This is a genomic window from Rhizobium giardinii bv. giardinii H152 (genome assembly GCF_000379605.1).
In the GTDB taxonomy this organism is placed as follows: Bacteria; Pseudomonadota; Alphaproteobacteria; order Rhizobiales; family Rhizobiaceae; genus Pararhizobium; species Pararhizobium giardinii.
This window is the reverse complement of sequence record NZ_KB902579.1, coordinates 530,589-547,330: the sequence shown is the minus strand read 5'-3', so window position 1 is coordinate 547,330 and position 16,742 is coordinate 530,589. Positions and strand designations below refer to the sequence as shown.

Sequence of the window (16,742 nt, the reverse complement as noted above, 5' to 3'; positions counted from 1 at the left end):
GCTTACACTTTTCGGCATCATGCTCTAATCCGAGATGCGCCGATTGATCCCCGGTGAGCCGGCTGCTATGGCCGGAGAGGAACCGGAGTTTGGAATGCGCGCACGGCTGTTCTCGGTCTTCATCTTCGTCGCATTGTATTTCTGCGCGCCCTTGATCGCGCAGGCTGAAGCTTTTGAAACCAAGGCCAGGCAGGCATACCTGATCGATGCCGAAACCGGCACGGTCCTCTTTGCCAAGGATGAAGATGCCCCGGTGCCGCCGGCATCGCTGGCCAAGCTGATGACCGCCGAGATCGTCTTCGACGCGCTCGGCAAGAACGAGCTGACGCTCGATACCGAATTTCCTGTCTCCGAACATGCCTGGCGGACCGGTGGCGCGCCATCCGGCACCTCGACGATGTTCGCCGTCTTGAAGTCGCGCATCCGCGTTGCCGATCTCCTTCAGGGCGTGACCGTCCAGTTCGCCAATGACGCCTGCATCACCTTGGCGGAAGGGATGGCCGGCAGCGAGGGCGCCTTCGCCAAGCGCATGACGGAGCGGGCTCGTGAACTCGGAATGACCGCCTCGGTTTTCCAGAACGCGACCGGACTTCCCGATCCGCAGAATGCGGTGACGATGCGCGACATGGCGCTGCTCGCGCGGCACATCCACACGCGTTACCCGGAATTTTTCCACTATTATTCCCAGGCGGAATTCGAGTGGAACAAGATTCTCCAGCGCAACCGCAATCCGCTCGTCGCAGCCAATATCGGCGTCGACGGTTTCGTGACCGGATTTGCCGAGGGGTTCGGCTACTCGATGGTCGCGACCATGCAGCGAAACGGTCGGCGTGTCTTTCTCGCGATCGGCGGGCTGGCAAGCGACAAGGAGCGGATCGAGGAGACGCGCCGGGTGCTCGACTGGTCGATGACCGCCTTTGAGCGGAAGACGTTGTTCTTGGCCGGCGAAGCGGTCGGCGAAGCCGCCGTCTACGGTGGAGCACAATCGCATGTGACGTTGGTGACGCGCGATGCCGTCGATGTGCTCGTCCCCGTCAACAATCCCGAACGCCTGTCGGCCAAGGTGATCTATCGCTGGCCTTTGACGGTCCCGCTCGCAACCGGCCGGCACGCGGGCACCCTGAAGATCTGGAACGGTACGCGGCTGCTGCGCGAGGTTCCGGTCGAAACTGCAGGGGCTGTAGGGGAGGGGTCGCTCAGCAGCCGGGCGGCCGACGCGCTGCAGGAGCTGCTGTTTTTCTGGTTATGAGGAAATGACGGCATCGAAGGTTTCGCCGTCCGGGACAATCCGCTAAACAGAATTCGAGTTGCAAGCGCTGCACCGTTCGGGGCAGCCGGAATACAAACGTGCCCGTCCCATGGCGGGCGATGGCGGTCATACGGGAATCAAGAGTGTCAGTCGGAAAAGGCCTGTTCGTTACATTCGAGGGCGGCGAGGGGGCCGGAAAATCCACCCAGATTCGCCTGCTTGCCGATTCCCTGCGTGACCGCGGCTTAACGGTTCTGACCACGCGCGAGCCGGGCGGCTCTCCCGGCGCGGAGGCCGTGCGGCATGTGCTTCTCTCCGGCGCGGCGCAGGAATTTGGCGTGCGCATGGAAGCCATTCTTTTTGCGGCCGCGCGAAGCGATCATGTCGAGGAAGTCATTCGTCCGGCGCTTCTGAACGGCACGGTCGTCCTGTGCGACCGGTTCATGGACTCCTCACGCGTCTATCAAGGCGTGACTGGCAACCTGGAACCGTCCTTCATCGAGGCCCTGGAGCGGGTCGCGGTCAATGGCGTGACCCCGAATTGCACCATCATCTTCGATCTTCCCGCTGCCGTCGGTCTCGAGCGCGTGCGCCGCCGCGCGGCTATGGCGGAAGCGCCGGCCGGCGAGGAGGTCGAACTCGACCGCTTCGAGAAGGAAGAACTCGAAACGCACGAAAAGCGTCGCGAGGCTTTCCGTGCTATCGCCAGAGCCGATCCGCGGCGCTGTCATGTGGTCGATGCGGCAGCGAGTGCCAGCGACATCGCCGCCGCGGTGCTTGCGATTGTCGAGCCGTTGTTGTCCACGGGTGGCGATGGACCGGAAACGGAAGCGGCGCAATGAGCAGTGATCGATTTGACGTTCTGGATGGCGCTGTGCCGCCAGCGGAAAATACCAGGCTCTTCGGTCATGCCGAAGCGGAGCATTTTCTGGCGCAAAGCTACCGGTCTGGGAAGGGGCATCACGCCATCCTCATCGAGGGGCCGGCGGGCATCGGCAAGGCGACGCTTGCCTTCCGCTTCGCCAACCACGTGCTGACCCATCCCGAGCCTTCGCAGGCGCCGGCGGAGCTCGCCACTCCCGATCCAACCGCGATCGTCAGCCGGCAGATCGCTTCAGGCGCGTCGCACAACCTTTTGCATCTGACGCGGCCGCTCGACGACAAGACCGGCAAGGTCAAGAGCGCCATCACCGTCGACGAGGTGCGCCGGGCCGGCAAGTTCTTCTCGCAAACGTCCGGTACCGGCAACTGGCGCATCGTCATCGTCGATCCGGCCGACGATCTCAACCGCAATGCCGCCAACGCGATCCTGAAAATTCTCGAGGAGCCGCCGAAACGGTCGCTGTTCCTGGTGCTGACCCATGCGCCGGGCAAGTTGCTGCCAACCATCCGTTCGCGCTGCCTGCCGCTGCAGCTGAAGCCGCTGGCACCGGATGCCCTGCGCGACGCGCTGACCAATCTCGGTTTCGACCTTTCCGGTCCGGACGCGCAAAAGGTGCTCGCGGCGGCGGATGGCAGCGTCTCGGAAGCGTTGAAGCTGATCAACTATGGCGGTCTCGATATCATGACCGCCTTCGAGGCGATCCTTGCGGGCCACGGACCGGCGATCCGCAGGGACATGCACAAGCTCGCCGATGTTCTGTCGGCCAAGGACAACGAGACCATTTTCGATTTCTTTTCCGCGCTGGTCAGCGGACATATCATGCGGGCGGCGCGACAGGCGGGTGTTGCCGGCGACATCGCCCGGGCCGAACGCTTCGCGCGACTGTCGGCGACCATCGCCGAGCGGCTGTCCCTGGCGCAGGCCTATAATCTCGATCGCAAGCAGACCGTGCTTTCGATCCTCGACGACATCAAGACCGAATCCCTTCCGGCGGCCTGAACTTCCACTTGCGTTCGATCACGGCGGCACGTTCGATATGGCTCCGTTCGGCGGCAGGGAATTGCTGCGTGCAGGAACAGGCGCGGGCAGCTTTTCTGAGGGCGCACTGTTTCATCCGGCCATGGGATGCGCTAATAGCCAGACACCAAAAGATCAGACACAGGCCGAAACCCGATCATGACCGACACGTCCCCGTTTTACATCACCACCGCGATTTCCTACCCGAATGGCAAGCCGCATATCGGCCACGCCTACGAGTTGATTGCGACGGATGCGATGGCCCGCTACCAGCGGCTGGACGGGCGCGACGTTTTCTTCCTGACGGGTACGGACGAACACGGCCAGAAGATGCAGCAGACGGCCCGCAAGGAAGGCATCTCGGCCCAGGAACTGGCTGACCGCAACTCCGCCGAATTCCAGAAGATGGCGGTTCTCCTCAACGCCTCAAACGACGATTTCATTCGCACCACCGAGAAGCGTCACCACGAGGCGGTAAAGAATATCTGGATGCGCATGGGCGAGGCGGGCGACCTCTACAAGGACAGCTATTCCGGCTGGTATTCGGTGCGCGACGAGGCCTACTACCAGGAAGGCGAGACCGAACTGCGCGCCGACGGCGTTCGCTATGGGCCTCAAGGGACGCCGGTCGAATGGGTGGAAGAGGCGAGCTACTTCTTCAAGCTTTCCGCCTATCAGGAAAAGCTCTTGAAACACTACGAGGAAAATCCGGATTTCATCGGCCCCGCCGAGCGCCGCAACGAGGTGATTTCCTTCGTGAAATCCGGCCTCAAGGATCTCTCCATGTCGCGCACGACGTTCGACTGGGGTATTCCGGTTCCGAACGATCCAGGCCATGTCATGTATGTCTGGGTCGATGCGCTCACAAACTACATCACCGCGACCGGCTACCTCACCGATCCGGAAGGGCCGCGGGCGAAATACTGGCCGGCGAACATCCACATGATCGGCAAGGACATCATTCGCTTTCACGCGGTCTACTGGCCAGCCTTCCTGATGTCGGCCGGCCTGCCCTTGCCGAAGAAGGTCTTTGCGCATGGCTTCCTGCTCAACAAGGGCGAGAAGATGTCGAAGTCGCTCGGCAATGTCGTCGATCCCTTCAATCTGGTCGAGCATTTCGGCCTCGACCAGATCCGCTATTTCTTCCTGCGCGAAGTCTCCTTCGGCCAGGACGGCAGCTACAGCGAGGAGGGGATCGCGACCCGGATCAACTCCGACCTCGCCAACGGCATCGGCAACCTTGCCAGCCGTTCGCTGTCGATGATCGTCAAGAATTGCGACGGGCAGATCCCCGAATGCGGACCGCTGACCGAAGAGGACAAGGCGATGCTGGCTTCGGCGGACGCGCTGCATGCCTCGACGCGCGACGACATGAACGCGCTGATGATCCATCGGGCGCTGACCTCGATCATTGCGGTGGTGTCGGAGGCCGACCGCTATTTCGCAAGCCAGGAACCGTGGGCGTTGAAGAAGACCGATCCGGCCCGCATGGCGACCGTGCTTTATGTCACGGCCGACGTCGTGCGCCAAATTGCCATCCTGCTGCAGCCGTTCATGCCGGAATCGGCTGAAAAGCTGCTCGACCTCGTTGCCGTTGCGCCCGACAAGCGCGGTTTCGCGTCACTCGGCGAAGCGGGGCGTCTGGTCGCCGGAACGGCTCTGGAGGCGCCGAAGCCGGTGTTCCCGCGCTACGTCGCGCCGGAAGCGTAAGGACGCTCGAATGCTGATCGATACCCATTGCCATCTGGATTTTCCGGATTTCGAGGCCGAGCGCGACGCGATCATCGAGCGCGCCGGCGCGGCAGGCGTCGGCCAGATGATCACCATTTCGACGCGTGTGAAGAAGTTCGAGACGATCCTTGGCATTGCGGAAAGCTATGCCAATGTGTTCTGCTCGGTCGGCACGCATCCGCACAACGCCGACGAGGAACTGGATATCGAGACGGCAGACCTGGTGCGACTTTCGGCGCATCCCAAGGTCGTGGCGATCGGCGAGGCCGGGCTCGATTATTTCTACGACAATGCGCCGCGCGATGCGCAGGCGATCGGCCTGCGCCGCCATATTGCCGCCGCGCGCGAAACCGGCCTGCCGCTGGTGATCCATAGCCGCTCGGCGGACGAGGACATGGCAGCGATCCTGACCGAGGAAATAGGGAACGGGTCCTTCCCTTTTCTGCTCCATTGCTTTTCTTCCGGGCCGGACCTGGCGCGTGTCGGCGTCGAGCTCGGCGGCTATGTTTCCTTCTCCGGTATCCTGACCTTTCCGAAATCGGAAGAACTGCGCGAGATCGCCAAGACCGTGCCGCACGACCGGATGATCGTCGAAACCGACGCACCCTATCTGGCGCCGAAGCCGTTCCGAGGCAAGCGCAACGAGCCCGCCTATGTCGCCCATACGGCGCAGGTCCTGGCCGAGACGATCGGCGTTTCGACGGCGGAGATCGCGACGATCACCACCGAAAACGCGTTGCGCGTTTTCTCGAAGATGCCGAGGCTCTGACGTGGCGGCGAGGCGGGTTTTCACCATTCTCGGCTGCGGCTCGTCTCCGGGCGTACCGCGCATCAATGGCGACTGGGGTGCCTGCGACCCGGCCAATCCCAAAAACCGCCGCACGCGCGCGTCCTTGCTTGTGCAGCAGATTGGTCCAGACGGCGGAACGACAGCCGTTGTCATCGATACGGGACCGGATTTCCGCGCACATATGATCGCGGCAAAGGTCGAGAATGTGGATGCCGTGTTCTACAGCCATGCGCATGCCGACCATATCCACGGTATCGACGACCTGCGCGGCTACGTCCAACACACCGGCAAGCGCATGCCGATCTGGAGCGATGCGGCAACGCTGGACCGCATTCGCGAGGCCTTTCGCTACTGCCTCGAAACACCGCCCGGCAGCAGCTATCCGCCGATTGTCGAGGCGCAGATCATCGATCCGTCCCTGCCGGAAATCACGATCACCGGCGCCGGTGGTGCGATCGCTTTTCAGCCTCTGCTGCAGCACCACGGCAGCATCGTGTCCCTCGGTTTTCGCATCGGCGATTTTGCCTATTGCAGCGATGTCAGCGGTTTCCCCGAGGATACGATCGCCAAGATGTCGGGGCTCGACACGCTGGTGATCGACACCTTGCAATACAAGTTCCACCCAAGCCACCTGTCGGTCGAACAGTCGCTTGGCTGGATCGAACGCTTCGCCCCGAAACGCGCCGCGCTGACCCACATGCATACGCCGCTCGACTACGAGACGCTGATGCGCGAGACGCCGGATCACGTCGAGCCGGCCTATGACGGGATGCGGTTTGAATTCGACGTGGCCGACGGGGCCGGGCCGATCAGCTGAAATAAGGCTGCAGGTTGCGCCGGATACGATCGAGAACGGTGGCGCCGGAAAGATCCGCCACGAAACGCTGGCCGGTGATCGTCTCGTAAGCCTCGATATAGACTTTCGACGTCTGTTCGACGAGCTCGGCTGGAATTTCCGGGATCGGGTCCTTGTAGGGATCGCAACGTTCGGTCACCCAGGCACGGACGAAATCCTTGTCGAAGCTCCTCGGCCGCGCGCCGGAGGCAAAGCTCTCCGCGTAGCTCTCGGCAATCCAGTAACGGCTGCTGTCGGGCGTGTGGATCTCGTCGGCAAGAACGATGCGGCCGTCCTTGTCGGTGCCGAATTCATATTTGGTATCGACGAGAATGAGGCCACGTTCGGCGGCGCGCTCCTGGCCGCGCTGAAACAGCGCCAGCGCGTAGCGGGATACGGTTTCCCATTGTTCCGGCGTCAGCAGTTTCTGCGACAGGATGTCAGCGGCGGACAACGGCTCGTCATGGCCGCCGTCGAAGGCCTTGCTGGTCGGCGTGATGATCGGCTGCGGAAGCTTCTCGTTGTCCTTCAGGCCGTCCGGCAGCCGCATGCCGTACATCTCGCGTTCGCCATTGCGGTATTTGGTCAGGATCGACGTGCTGGTCGTGCCGGCAAGATAGCCGCGCACGACAATTTCGACCGGCAGGATATCGAGCGTCGTGCCGACGACGACGTTGGGATCCGGATAGTCGATGACGTGGTTCGGGCAGATATCGGCCGTTTCCTCGAACCAGTAGCGCGCCGTCTGCGTCAGCACCTGGCCCTTGAACGGAATCGAAGTCAGGATGACGTCAAAGGCGCTCAGCCGATCTGTCGCAATGATGATCCGGCGGCCATCCGGCAGATCGTAGTTCTCGCGAACCTTGCCCTTGTAGCGTCCCGGCAATTCGGGAATGAAAGCGTCTGAAAGAATGCGCAAATCGCTCATCGGGTCGGTCTTTCGCTGACGGTTGAGATAGGTGTCGCTTAAGCCTTGGGGACGGCGATGGTCAAGCGGAGGCCGCAACAATTCGACCTTCCGAATGAGATGCGGGTGCGCTTCGCTGTTCGACAAACCGTAGGCGCGCCCGGATCGTTCGCTGCGGCGACAGCATTGCCTTTGGTACGCCCAACGGGACTCGAACCCGTGTTGCCGCCGTGAGAGGGCGGCGTCCTGACCACTAGACGATGGGCGCTCGGGGCAATCGGCAGCTAAGCGTTGTCACATCGACTGACATTCAGCAACATACAACAAAAGAGAAGAATAGACACTATAGACCGCAAAACGGTCAGCCAGGATAAGTGGTCGGGTAGCCCAACGCATAAACGAGCGCTTTGCAAGCGGACGGCAGTTTTACACCGGCAATGTACCGCACGCACACATGAAAACAGCAAGACAATAAAGTTCCATAATCTATCTTATCCCACTTCGATATGTAGCCGGGTGGGTTCAAGGATGAAGTGCGACATGCCAATGTTTTCAACGGGTTCCCTTGGAGATTTTGGAATGTGACGGCGCTATCAGCAACCGACCCTCGCCGATTGGCGGCGTCTTCATCGCCTTATCGCGCATAATCTCCAGATCCAGGAAGTGGCCCGTCAACGCGGTTGCCATCGCTCGACGATCTGTCGCGAGCTTAAACGCGGTACGTTCCAGGATCACGATCTTCCGGAATCCGGTCCCGGTCCATAACTCCATGATGGCGACGGAGCGACCACGCTGCGGCGCGCATCCTGCCGAGCGCTTTCATGCCTTCTGACAAGTCGGGCTTCACGCGGCGGTGCCCTGGGTGGACTGAAAGCCAAAGCCTGGTCTCTAGCCGTCTTTGCCGGGGATCACGGACAGTTGATACCTAGTTCAAAATATTAGATCTTCTTCGTAACAATCGGAATCTGTTTAATTAAATAGCATTATGGCCGGGAAAATTGAAAATTGAACGGGAAACCGTCGCGGCTCGATCAGCGTAGCATGTTCGTCATCAGCAAGGAGACCGGTCGATGATCCCGTTGAAAGCCTGTGCATGCATTGCAGTCCTGTTGACCTTTGCACCGATGGCCCGGGCGGCGGAGCCGGTCGATACGGCCCAGTCGATCATCCAGAGCCAGATCGAGGCGTTCCTCAGCGATGACGCGGAGACGGCCTATTCCTTCGCCTCGCCGCAGATCAAGGGAAAATTTCCCGACAAGAGCATCTTCTTCGACATGGTGAAGCGCGGCTATGCCCCCGTCTACCGGCCGGGCAATTTCGCCTTCGGACGCAGCAAGGTCGAAGGCGATACGGTGGTGCAGGAAGTATTGATCTCGGGACCGGATGGCAAGGACTGGACGGCGCTGTACGTCCTCGTCAAGCAGCCGGACGGCAGCTACAAGATCAACGGCGTACAGATGCTGCAGCAGGCCCCCGGCCCCGAAATTTAATCAATCCGCACCTCAGGCGGCCTGCTTGGCTTCGGCCTCGCCCCGCGCCCAGGCGTCCTGCGTCTCGGCGATGAAATCGGCATAGCGTCCCTGCTCGATCGCCCGGCGGATGCCTGCCATCAGATCCTGATAGTAGGACAGGTTGTTCCAGGTCAGAAGCATGCCGCCAAGCGACTCGTTCGAACGGACAAGGTGATGCAGGTAGGCCCGCGAGTAGTCGCGCGACGCCGGGCAGGAAGACTGGTCATCCAGCGGCCGCATGTCCTCGGCGTGGCGGGCGTTGCGGATGTTGATGCGGCCGTGGCGGGTGAAGGCGAGACCGTGACGACCAGACCGGGTCGGCATGACGCAGTCGAACATGTCGATGCCCCGCGCGACCGATTTCAGGATGTCGTCCGGCGTGCCGACGCCCATCAGATAACGTGGTTTCTCCGTCGGCAGATGTGGGCAGGTCGTGTCGATCATGTCAAGCATCACCGCCTGCGGCTCGCCGACGGCAAGGCCGCCGATGGCATAGCCCTTGAGACCAAGCCCCGACAGCGCCTCTGCCGAACGCTCGCGCAGCGACGGGATGTCTCCGCCCTGAACGATGCCGAACATCGCCTTGCCCGGTTGATCGCCAAAGGCGGCCTTGCAGCGCTCGGCCCAGCGGAACGACATTTCCATCGCCCGCTCGATTTCCTTCGGCTCGGCCGGCAGACGGACGCATTCGTCGAGTTGCATCTGGATATCGCTGCCGAGCAACCCCTGGATTTCAATGGAGCGCTCCGGCGACATGTGGTGCAGCGAGCCATCGACATGGCTCTTGAAGGTGACGCCCTTTTCGTCGAGCTTGCGCAGACCAGAGAGCGACATGACCTGGAAACCGCCCGAATCGGTGAGGATCGGATAGGGCCACCGGATCAGCTCGTGCAGGCCGCCGAGCCTGGCGACGCGCTCCGCCCCCGGCCGCAACATCAGATGGTAGGTGTTGCCAAGGATGATGTCGGCGCCAAGATCGCGCACCTGGTCGAGATACATCGCCTTGACGGTACCGACCGTGCCGACCGGCATGAAGGCGGGCGTGCGGATCTCGCCCCGCGGCATCGAAACCGTGCCGCGGCGAGCCTTGCCATCGGTGGCCAGAAGATTGAACTGAAACGTCTCGGTCATGGATTATCCCGGAAAAGCAGGCTGGAATCGCCGTAGGAATAGAAGCGATAGCCATGGTCGATGGCGTGGGCATAGGCGCGCCGCATCGTCTCAAGGCCGCTGAAGGCCGAGACGAGCATGAAGAGCGTCGATTTCGGCAGGTGGAAATTGGTCATCAGCACATCGACGGCGCGGAAGCGGTAGCCGGGCGTGATGAAGATGCCGGTCGGCCCCGACCACGGCGCGATCTCGCCATTTTCACGGGCAGCACTTTCGACCAGCCGCAGTGACGTCGTGCCGACGCAGACGATGCGCCCGCCCCTCGCCTTCACCGCATTCAATCGCTCGGCCACGCCGGCGGCGACATGGCCGATTTCCTCGTGCATGACGTGATCGTCCGTGTCATCGACCTTCATCGGCAGGAAGGTGCCTGCCCCGACATGCAGCGTGACGAAGTGACGCTCGACGCCGATCGCGTCCAGGGCGGCAAACAGCCGGTCGGTGAAGTGCAGACCCGCCGTGGGTGCTGCGACGGCGCCCTGCTCGCGCGCATAGACCGTCTGGTAGTCCGTGCGGTCCCTCTCATCCTCCGGGCGCTTGGAGGCGATATAGGGCGGCAGCGGAACGTGGCCGACGGCGAGGATCGCTTCGTCGAGCGCAGGACCGGACAGATCGAAACGCAATGTCACCTCGCCGGCCTCACCCTTTTCCTCGACGGTCGCGTCGAGCGAGCCCAACATACAGGTGTTGGAGCCATGGCCGAACGCGATGCGGTCACCGGGTTTCAATCTCCTGGCGGGCCGCGCAAAGGCCTTCCAGCGATCGGGCGCCGTGCGCATGTGGAGCGTCAGGGAGACTTCGGTCACGACATCCTCGCCGCGCCGGCGCAGCCCTTCCAATTGAGCCGGAATGACCTTCGTATCGTTGAAGACCAGCGCGTCGCCCTGGCGCAGGAAGAACGGCAAGTCCAGCACACCATGATCGGACAGAGGTTCCTGCCTCTGCGGCTGAACGACGAGCATGCGCGCGCTGTCGCGCGGGCTTGCGGGCCTGAGCGCAATATTTTCCTCGGGCAGATCGAAATCGAACAGGTCGACGCGCATCAACAGTCTTCTTTAAACGGCAAACCCGCCCCGGCGCCCTGTTTTGGCGATCCGGGACGGGTTGTTGCATTAGCCTAGATCAGGCGTTGGCGGCAAGTTTCATCGAAACGATGCTGTCGGGATCCTTGACCGGCTCGCCGCGCTTGATCTTGTCGACATTTTCCATGCCGGAGATGACCTGGCCCCAGACGGAATACTGCTTGTTGAGCCATGGGCTGTCGGCGAAGCAGATGAAGAACTGCGAATTGGCCGAGTTCGGCATCTGGCTGCGGGCCATGGAGCACGTGCCGCGAACGTGCGACGTGTTGGAAAACTCCGCCTTGAGGTCGGGTTTGGACGAACCGCCCATGCCGGCGCGGGCCGGGTTGAAGCTCTCGCTGCCCTTCTTGCCGTACTGCACGTCGCCCGTCTGCGCCATGAAATCGTTGATGACGCGGTGGAACACCACGCCGTCATAGGCGCCTTCGGCGCACAGTTCCTTGATGCGGGCGACGTGGCCGGGTGCCAGGTCCGGCAGAAGCTGGATGACAACCTGCCCTTGAGTGGTTTCCATGATGATGGTGTTTTCCGGATCCTTGATCTCGGTCATGGCATTTCTCCTTGTTGGAACTCAGTTTACTTGCCGACCTTGACGCTGATCATGCGGTCGGGATCGGTGACGGAACCGTTGTTGGCCTCGTCGCCCATCTTGATCTTGTCGACATTCTCCATGCCCTCGACGACCTTTCCGACGACCGTGTACTGGCCGTTCAGGAAGGAGCCGGGCGCGAACATGATGAAGAACTGCGAATTGGCGGAGTTCGGATCCTGGCTGCGGGCCATGCCGACCGTGCCGCGATCGAAGGGAAGCTGGGAGAACTCGGCTTCGATATCCGGCTTGGACGAGCCGCCCATACCGGCCATCTCCGGTTTGAAGTCCTTCTCCATGTTGCCGTACTGGACGTCGCCGGTCTGGGCCATGAAGCCGTTGATGACGCGGTGGAAGGCGACGTTGTTGTATTCGCCGGCCTGCGCCAGTTCCTTGATGCGGGCAACGTGCTTCGGTGCGACCTCCGGCAGAAGTTCGATCACCACCGGACCGTCCTTGAGCTGGATGGTGAGGTATTCCTTGGCCTGGGCAAAGGCATTGCCGGTCAGCGATGCAAGGGCAACGGCGCCTGCGAAGGCGAGGTGGAGGATTTTCATGATAGCTCCCGTGATAGAAATGAATAAACGCGTCAGGGCTTGCGTTTGGCGCTCAGGGCCCGGTGAACCGCCTTGGGCACGAAGGCGCTGACATCGCCGCCCATGGCTGCGATCTGGCGGACCAATGTGGCGGTAATGGGCCGCGAGGCCGTGCCGGCCGGTAGAAACAGGGTCTGGATGTCGGGTGCCATCTGCCGGTTCATGCCCGCCATCTGCATTTCATAGTCGAGATCGGTGCCGTCGCGCAGGCCGCGGACCAGCAGCGAAGCACCGTGCTGCCGCGCCGCATCGACCACCAGATTGTCGAACGAAACGATCGAGATATCGCTCGCTCTCTCGGGAAGGAACTCGCCTAGCGACTGACGGATGAGATCGGCCCGCTCGTCAAAGGTAAACAGCGGCGCCTTGCCGGGATGAATACCGATCGCGACGATCACTTTCGGCGCCACGTTCAGCGATTGGACAAGCACGTCGAGATGTCCGTTCGTCATGGGATCGAAGGAGCCGGGATAAAAAGCTGTGATCATCGCGCTGTTTCCATTTCGAAGCCTTTTGTCACGGACCGCGCACAATCGCAAGGGAGGCCGCAAGCGGCGAAGCGGGTGTTCCCCCGGAAACAGCGGACGGTCCGGATGAATACTAAATGAATGTAACGTTCAAGGCTGCTTCAGACGGGATCGAGTATCTGAACAGCTACGAATGGAACTTTTTTAAAATGCGGCCGTTACTGAACTGAAAGGATCACGGCTATGGCACTTGTTCTACTTCTTTCGATGATCATGTTTTTCGCCATGCTGTTTGCAACCGCAAACGCAATCAGAAACGAAGTACGGATAGAGCGCGCAGACGCCTTGCGTGATCGTCTGACGAAATAGGGAGTTTCGCCATGGCTATCACGATGATGCTCATATCGGCAGTGATCAGTATCGTATTCCTCGTCGACTTCGCCCGAACCATTCTCGATCTTCAGCGTGACCGGGTTGCCATGAAGGACAGCAGCCGGAACGTTGGCGGATTCGGCGTCTGATGCAGTGAAAGCTTACCCACCACAGCGGATACCTCCAGTGCCGCTGAATTGAAAACCGGACGGTTCCCCTGCCAGTCCGGTTTTTCTTTGCCCTGAGCGGGGTTATTCGTTCCGCGGTAGCTGAGACAGCCGCCGCTTCTTGCTGGAAACACGACGGGAACACCTGCCGCGTAAAGCCTGCCGACATAACCCGCCTCATCGCTGGCAACGACGGCAAAATAGCTATTCCATTTCAGGATCGTGATGCCCGCCGGCAGCTGCCCGGCGGCAAGATGGCGATCGGGAAACGGCACCAGAGCGCCAGGCGCCTGCTCGGTCACACGAAACACCGCCGCCATCGCACCATACCAGAGAAGGACGATGGCGATCGCCGTCGCCACGAGCCTGGCAGCCCTAGTAATCAAAGACGTGTTCCACACCGGGATCGGCCATGGGGACGTTGCGCAGCAATGTCGCCAGTGCGTTGACCTTGAGCGCGAGCAGCAATCGGCTGCCGTCAAATCCATCCCGCCGGATGCGGGCAACAACGGTGCCCGGCAGGCCAGCCAGCGGCTGGTCGGGCTTCTCTGTGACCGAAACCATGATATCGTCATTGCCGGCGATCTCGCGGATTGCGCCACCTTTCTGCGCGATCTCGACCAGGATCCTGGTGAACAGGTCATAGCGCGGCGTTTCTATTTCGACGCCGCCGCCATTTTCACCGATTACTTTCACCCACGGCATCTTCGCCAGTTCGCTTGAGGTCAAACCACCGACAACGCTGCGGATTTCAAGCTGTGCTACCCCAGTGGTGCCGGCGACGGCATCGGCGATCAACCCGGCGTATAGCGTTTTTGCCCACCATTCCGTTCCCAGGGCAAAGCGGCGCTCCCGGCTGCGCAGTGGATCGGTGTCCGGCGCCTCGTCGAGTTTTCTTACCTGGCTGTCGAATGGATATTTGTACCAGGGAGTCTGGCGCAGGAAGGCGGCGTAGTCGACGGCCATTCCGGCAGCCACCTGGTCCTGCGGGGTTTTCTTCTCGCCGCGCAGCATCGCCGTCAGGCGGCCGATCGTTTCCTCGTAAGCCGCCTTGAGCGCCATTTCGAGCGTAAAGCTGACGCCGATGGTATGGATCGTCATGCGCGTGGCGGAATCGGCGCCGCCATGCGCGTCGGCAACCTTCGTCAGTGCGCAGGCCGACGTCCAGAAGCCCTTGACGCTCGAGAAATAGTCGAAAGCATATTCATCGCCGGTCTTCAGCGTTTGCGCCAATCCGTCATAGGCATAGACGATGTGCCATTCCGGATAACTCAGGAAGGTGTTGGCTTCGCGCCGGTGAAAGGCAGCATCCGTGATGAGCGGCGTATAGGCTTGTTCCGTCCTTTCACCGTGACAGAAGGCCTCGATATAGGAGACGGGGCTCAAGAGCAGCACGACCAGCAGCAGCATCGCCGCGACGCTCCATTTGAGGAGCTTCCAAACCGCGCGCATCACGCCCTCGCCTGCTTGCCGAATGCAATCGCGGAGAAGGCGGCGAACCCTCCCAGAGCCAGATGCGGCAGGTTGGCGAGGATCTTGAAGCCGAAGGGTAGATCCTGAATACCATAGTTGATGATGCCGAGATCGAGATAGCCGGAACCGGTGATCAGTCCGAGAAGACCATCGCCGAAATAAAGGATGCCGAAATAAAGCAGGAAGCTGCGCGCTACGCGACTTGAAAGCCAGGCGGCGATCGCGGCCCACGCGGCAGATGCGACATGCAGGCTATCATCGTAGATGTCGAGAGCGAAAATGCCGAAGGCCCTGCCCTGATCGTCGGTCAATCCGGGGATGTAGTTCAGCGACGCGGCCCCGAGAAGCGCGATGGCATAGGCGGCGGCGATGATGCGTAATGTCCCCACGCGGGATCCTTTCAAAGTCGGGCGAGATAGGCGTCCCATAAATGATTGCGGAAAAGAAGGTCCTTGTCGAACACGCGCTTGCTGGCGGCAAAGGAAGCGGCGCGCGGATAGGCGCGAACAAGCTGATCGATCGACGCATGCGGACGATAAGGCAGGTAATAGGTGCCGCCGATGGCCAGCACCCGCTCGATCAGGTCCCGCGTCATGCGCGCCATGTCCGCCTCGCCGCGTACGGTCTTTTCCTGGGAAAACAGCATCACGGCCGCGATGCGCGGCTCGGTCGCGTAGGCAAGCACGCTGTCGCGGTCGGTATCGACGTAGCGCAACGTGACATTCAGCAATTGCTGGAAGGAGGCCGGGATGACGTCGCGGCACAGCGCCACGAACTCGGCAAACCGGGACGGCGCCACGAAATATTCGTGAAGGATGTCGGTGCGCAACGGATCGAGATCATCGAGGGTGACGACGGGCTCGTTCATCAGGCTGTTGCGCGTGGACGCCCCGGCAATAGAGGGGCCGAGCGAGGTCTCGGTCCACCAGCGCATATGCTTCATGCCGTCCGACCCGACCTGCCGGCGGAAGATTTCGCGGGCGACACGGCTGACAAAGCCTGAACCGGTCGCCGCGGTAAGATCGGACTGGTCGGCAGTCGGCCGATAGGCAATCAGCAGACCGTCCTCGAAAAACCGATCGAGCGAGACATCCAGCCGGCCATAGGCCATCTGGACCGACGGATCGCTGTCCAGCATCTCGGCAAACCGCGTGCCGAGATCGACGCCGGAAACGTACTTAAAGCGCGGCTCGAGACGACGGTTCGGCACCATGTCGAGTTCGAGCTCGGTGATCACGCCAAAAAGGCCGTAGCCGCCCATGGCGTGCCGGAAGAGTTCGACGTTCTCGTGTCGAGAGCACGTCACATGCGTGCCGTCCGCCAGCAGCATCTTCAGCGACCGCACGGTGCTGCCACAGCCGCTGAAGCGCACCGGCCAGCCATGCGCATTGACGCAATAGGTGCTGGCAACGCCGAAATCATTGTTCGACTGCATCACGGCCGGTGAGAAGCCGATCGCGTCAAGCTTGGCAATGACCGTCGACCAGCGCGTGCCGGCCGCAACCCGATAGGTCTTTGATGCCGGATCGGCTTCCAGCCATTGCTGCTCCAGCGTCAGCACCGAACCGTTTTTCGCAAGGCTCTGGCCACCCATGGAATGACGCGCGGCGCTGGCAATGAAGGGGCGGCGCGCAGCTTGCGCCTCGGCCATCAATGTCCGGATCTTTTCAACAGCGTCAGCTCCCGGGTCGGCGGTGACGGTCATATGCCTTGCAACCGGTGTCGGCGACAACTCGCTGGCATCATTGAGGAGAATGCCGCCGCTTTCGGTCCGTGCTTGCGCAGGAAAAACCGGACCTGTGGCGCTTGTCGGAGCAAAAACGGTGCGCCCGGCGTAAACGCCCAGACCCGCGGATGCTCCGGCCAACAGCGTGCGCCGTGTCAAATGCCCCATCAATCTCCG

At 61.4% G+C, this 16,742-nt stretch carries 17 protein-coding genes and 1 tRNA gene; 7 read left to right on the top strand and 11 right to left on the bottom strand.

Annotated elements, in window-relative coordinates:
* Positions 1 to 94 precede the first annotated feature (94 nt).
* The 6 genes from A3AY_RS0106185 to A3AY_RS0106160 all read left to right on the top strand — a co-directional run bounded on the left by A3AY_RS0106185 (position 95) and on the right by A3AY_RS0106160 (position 6,487).
* On the top strand, positions 95 to 1,249 hold the full coding sequence (locus tag A3AY_RS0106185; RefSeq protein WP_018324823.1) for a D-alanyl-D-alanine carboxypeptidase family protein: 1,155 nt from the start codon (positions 95 to 97) through the stop codon (positions 1,247 to 1,249).
* A gap of 119 nt (positions 1,250 to 1,368) precedes the next feature.
* A complete protein-coding gene (gene tmk / locus A3AY_RS0106180) occupies positions 1,369 to 2,091 on the top strand; it encodes a dTMP kinase (RefSeq protein WP_040668157.1) in 723 nt (240 codons plus the stop codon).
* Entirely contained in the window at positions 2,088 to 3,131 is a 1,044-nt protein-coding gene (locus tag A3AY_RS0106175; RefSeq protein ID WP_018324821.1) for a DNA polymerase III subunit delta', read from the top strand. The genes tmk and A3AY_RS0106175 overlap by 4 nt, the downstream gene beginning before the upstream one ends.
* A gap of 177 nt (positions 3,132 to 3,308) precedes the next feature.
* Positions 3,309 to 4,859, top strand: coding sequence for a methionine--tRNA ligase (metG, locus tag A3AY_RS0106170; protein ID WP_018324820.1), 1,551 nt, complete (start codon positions 3,309 to 3,311; stop codon positions 4,857 to 4,859).
* 10 nt (positions 4,860 to 4,869) lie between these two features.
* Complete coding sequence (locus A3AY_RS0106165) at positions 4,870 to 5,649, top strand: TatD family hydrolase (RefSeq protein ID WP_018324819.1); 780 nt, start codon at positions 4,870 to 4,872, stop codon at positions 5,647 to 5,649.
* 1 nt (position 5,650) lies between these two features.
* Positions 5,651 to 6,487 carry an MBL fold metallo-hydrolase gene (locus A3AY_RS0106160; RefSeq protein WP_018324818.1) on the top strand — a complete coding sequence of 279 codons (837 nt, stop codon included), beginning with the start codon at positions 5,651 to 5,653 and terminating at the stop codon, positions 6,485 to 6,487.
* On the opposite strand, the gene A3AY_RS0106155 is transcribed toward A3AY_RS0106160, so the two are convergent.
* Both A3AY_RS0106155 and A3AY_RS0106150 read right to left on the bottom strand, forming a co-directional pair.
* Positions 6,480 to 7,424, bottom strand: a complete 945-nt coding sequence (locus A3AY_RS0106155) for a phosphoribosylaminoimidazolesuccinocarboxamide synthase (protein WP_026203164.1) — start codon at positions 7,422 to 7,424, stop codon at positions 6,480 to 6,482. The two genes, A3AY_RS0106160 and A3AY_RS0106155, sit on opposite strands and share 8 nt — an antisense overlap.
* A 181-nt stretch (positions 7,425 to 7,605) precedes the next feature.
* Positions 7,606 to 7,680: transfer RNA gene (locus tag A3AY_RS0106150), tRNA-Glu, on the bottom strand.
* An 802-nt stretch (positions 7,681 to 8,482) separates the two neighbouring features.
* On the opposite strand from A3AY_RS0106150, the gene A3AY_RS0106140 reads away from it, so the two are divergent.
* A complete protein-coding gene (locus tag A3AY_RS0106140; RefSeq protein WP_018324815.1) occupies positions 8,483 to 8,902 on the top strand; it encodes a DUF4864 domain-containing protein in 420 nt (139 codons plus the stop codon).
* Positions 8,903 to 8,914: 12 nt separating this feature from the next.
* On the opposite strand, the gene tgt is transcribed toward A3AY_RS0106140, so the two are convergent.
* The 9 genes from tgt to A3AY_RS0106090 form a co-directional block, all read right to left on the bottom strand.
* On the bottom strand, positions 8,915 to 10,054 hold the full coding sequence (gene tgt, locus A3AY_RS0106135; protein ID WP_018324814.1) for a tRNA guanosine(34) transglycosylase Tgt: 1,140 nt from the start codon (positions 10,052 to 10,054) through the stop codon (positions 8,915 to 8,917).
* Positions 10,051 to 11,136: a tRNA preQ1(34) S-adenosylmethionine ribosyltransferase-isomerase QueA gene (queA, locus tag A3AY_RS0106130; protein ID WP_018324813.1), complete on the bottom strand. Its 1,086-nt coding sequence runs from the start codon at positions 11,134 to 11,136 to the stop codon at positions 10,051 to 10,053. Before queA ends, tgt begins: the two co-directional genes overlap by 4 nt.
* A 79-nt stretch (positions 11,137 to 11,215) precedes the next feature.
* Positions 11,216 to 11,725: a peptidylprolyl isomerase gene (locus A3AY_RS0106125; RefSeq protein ID WP_018324812.1), complete on the bottom strand. Its 510-nt coding sequence runs from the start codon at positions 11,723 to 11,725 to the stop codon at positions 11,216 to 11,218.
* Between the two features lie 26 nt (positions 11,726 to 11,751).
* Positions 11,752 to 12,321, bottom strand: a complete 570-nt coding sequence (locus tag A3AY_RS0106120; RefSeq protein WP_018324811.1) for a peptidylprolyl isomerase — start codon at positions 12,319 to 12,321, stop codon at positions 11,752 to 11,754.
* A 32-nt stretch (positions 12,322 to 12,353) separates the two neighbouring features.
* Positions 12,354 to 12,848: a pantetheine-phosphate adenylyltransferase gene (coaD, locus tag A3AY_RS0106115; RefSeq protein WP_018324810.1), complete on the bottom strand. Its 495-nt coding sequence runs from the start codon at positions 12,846 to 12,848 to the stop codon at positions 12,354 to 12,356.
* A gap of 439 nt (positions 12,849 to 13,287) precedes the next feature.
* Positions 13,288 to 13,728, bottom strand: a complete 441-nt coding sequence (locus A3AY_RS40015; RefSeq protein WP_018324808.1) for a hypothetical protein — start codon at positions 13,726 to 13,728, stop codon at positions 13,288 to 13,290.
* A gap of 13 nt (positions 13,729 to 13,741) precedes the next feature.
* Positions 13,742 to 14,818, bottom strand: coding sequence for a hypothetical protein (locus A3AY_RS0106100; protein WP_018324807.1), 1,077 nt, complete (start codon positions 14,816 to 14,818; stop codon positions 13,742 to 13,744).
* Positions 14,818 to 15,228 (bottom strand): DUF4383 domain-containing protein, encoded by a 411-nt coding sequence (locus tag A3AY_RS0106095; protein WP_018324806.1) that lies wholly within the window; start codon positions 15,226 to 15,228, stop codon positions 14,818 to 14,820. The genes A3AY_RS0106100 and A3AY_RS0106095 overlap by 1 nt, the downstream gene beginning before the upstream one ends.
* Positions 15,229 to 15,239: 11 nt before the next feature.
* Positions 15,240 to 16,733 (bottom strand): FAD-binding oxidoreductase, encoded by a 1,494-nt coding sequence (locus A3AY_RS0106090; protein ID WP_018324805.1) that lies wholly within the window; start codon positions 16,731 to 16,733, stop codon positions 15,240 to 15,242.
* Positions 16,734 to 16,742: the final 9 nt, after the last annotated feature.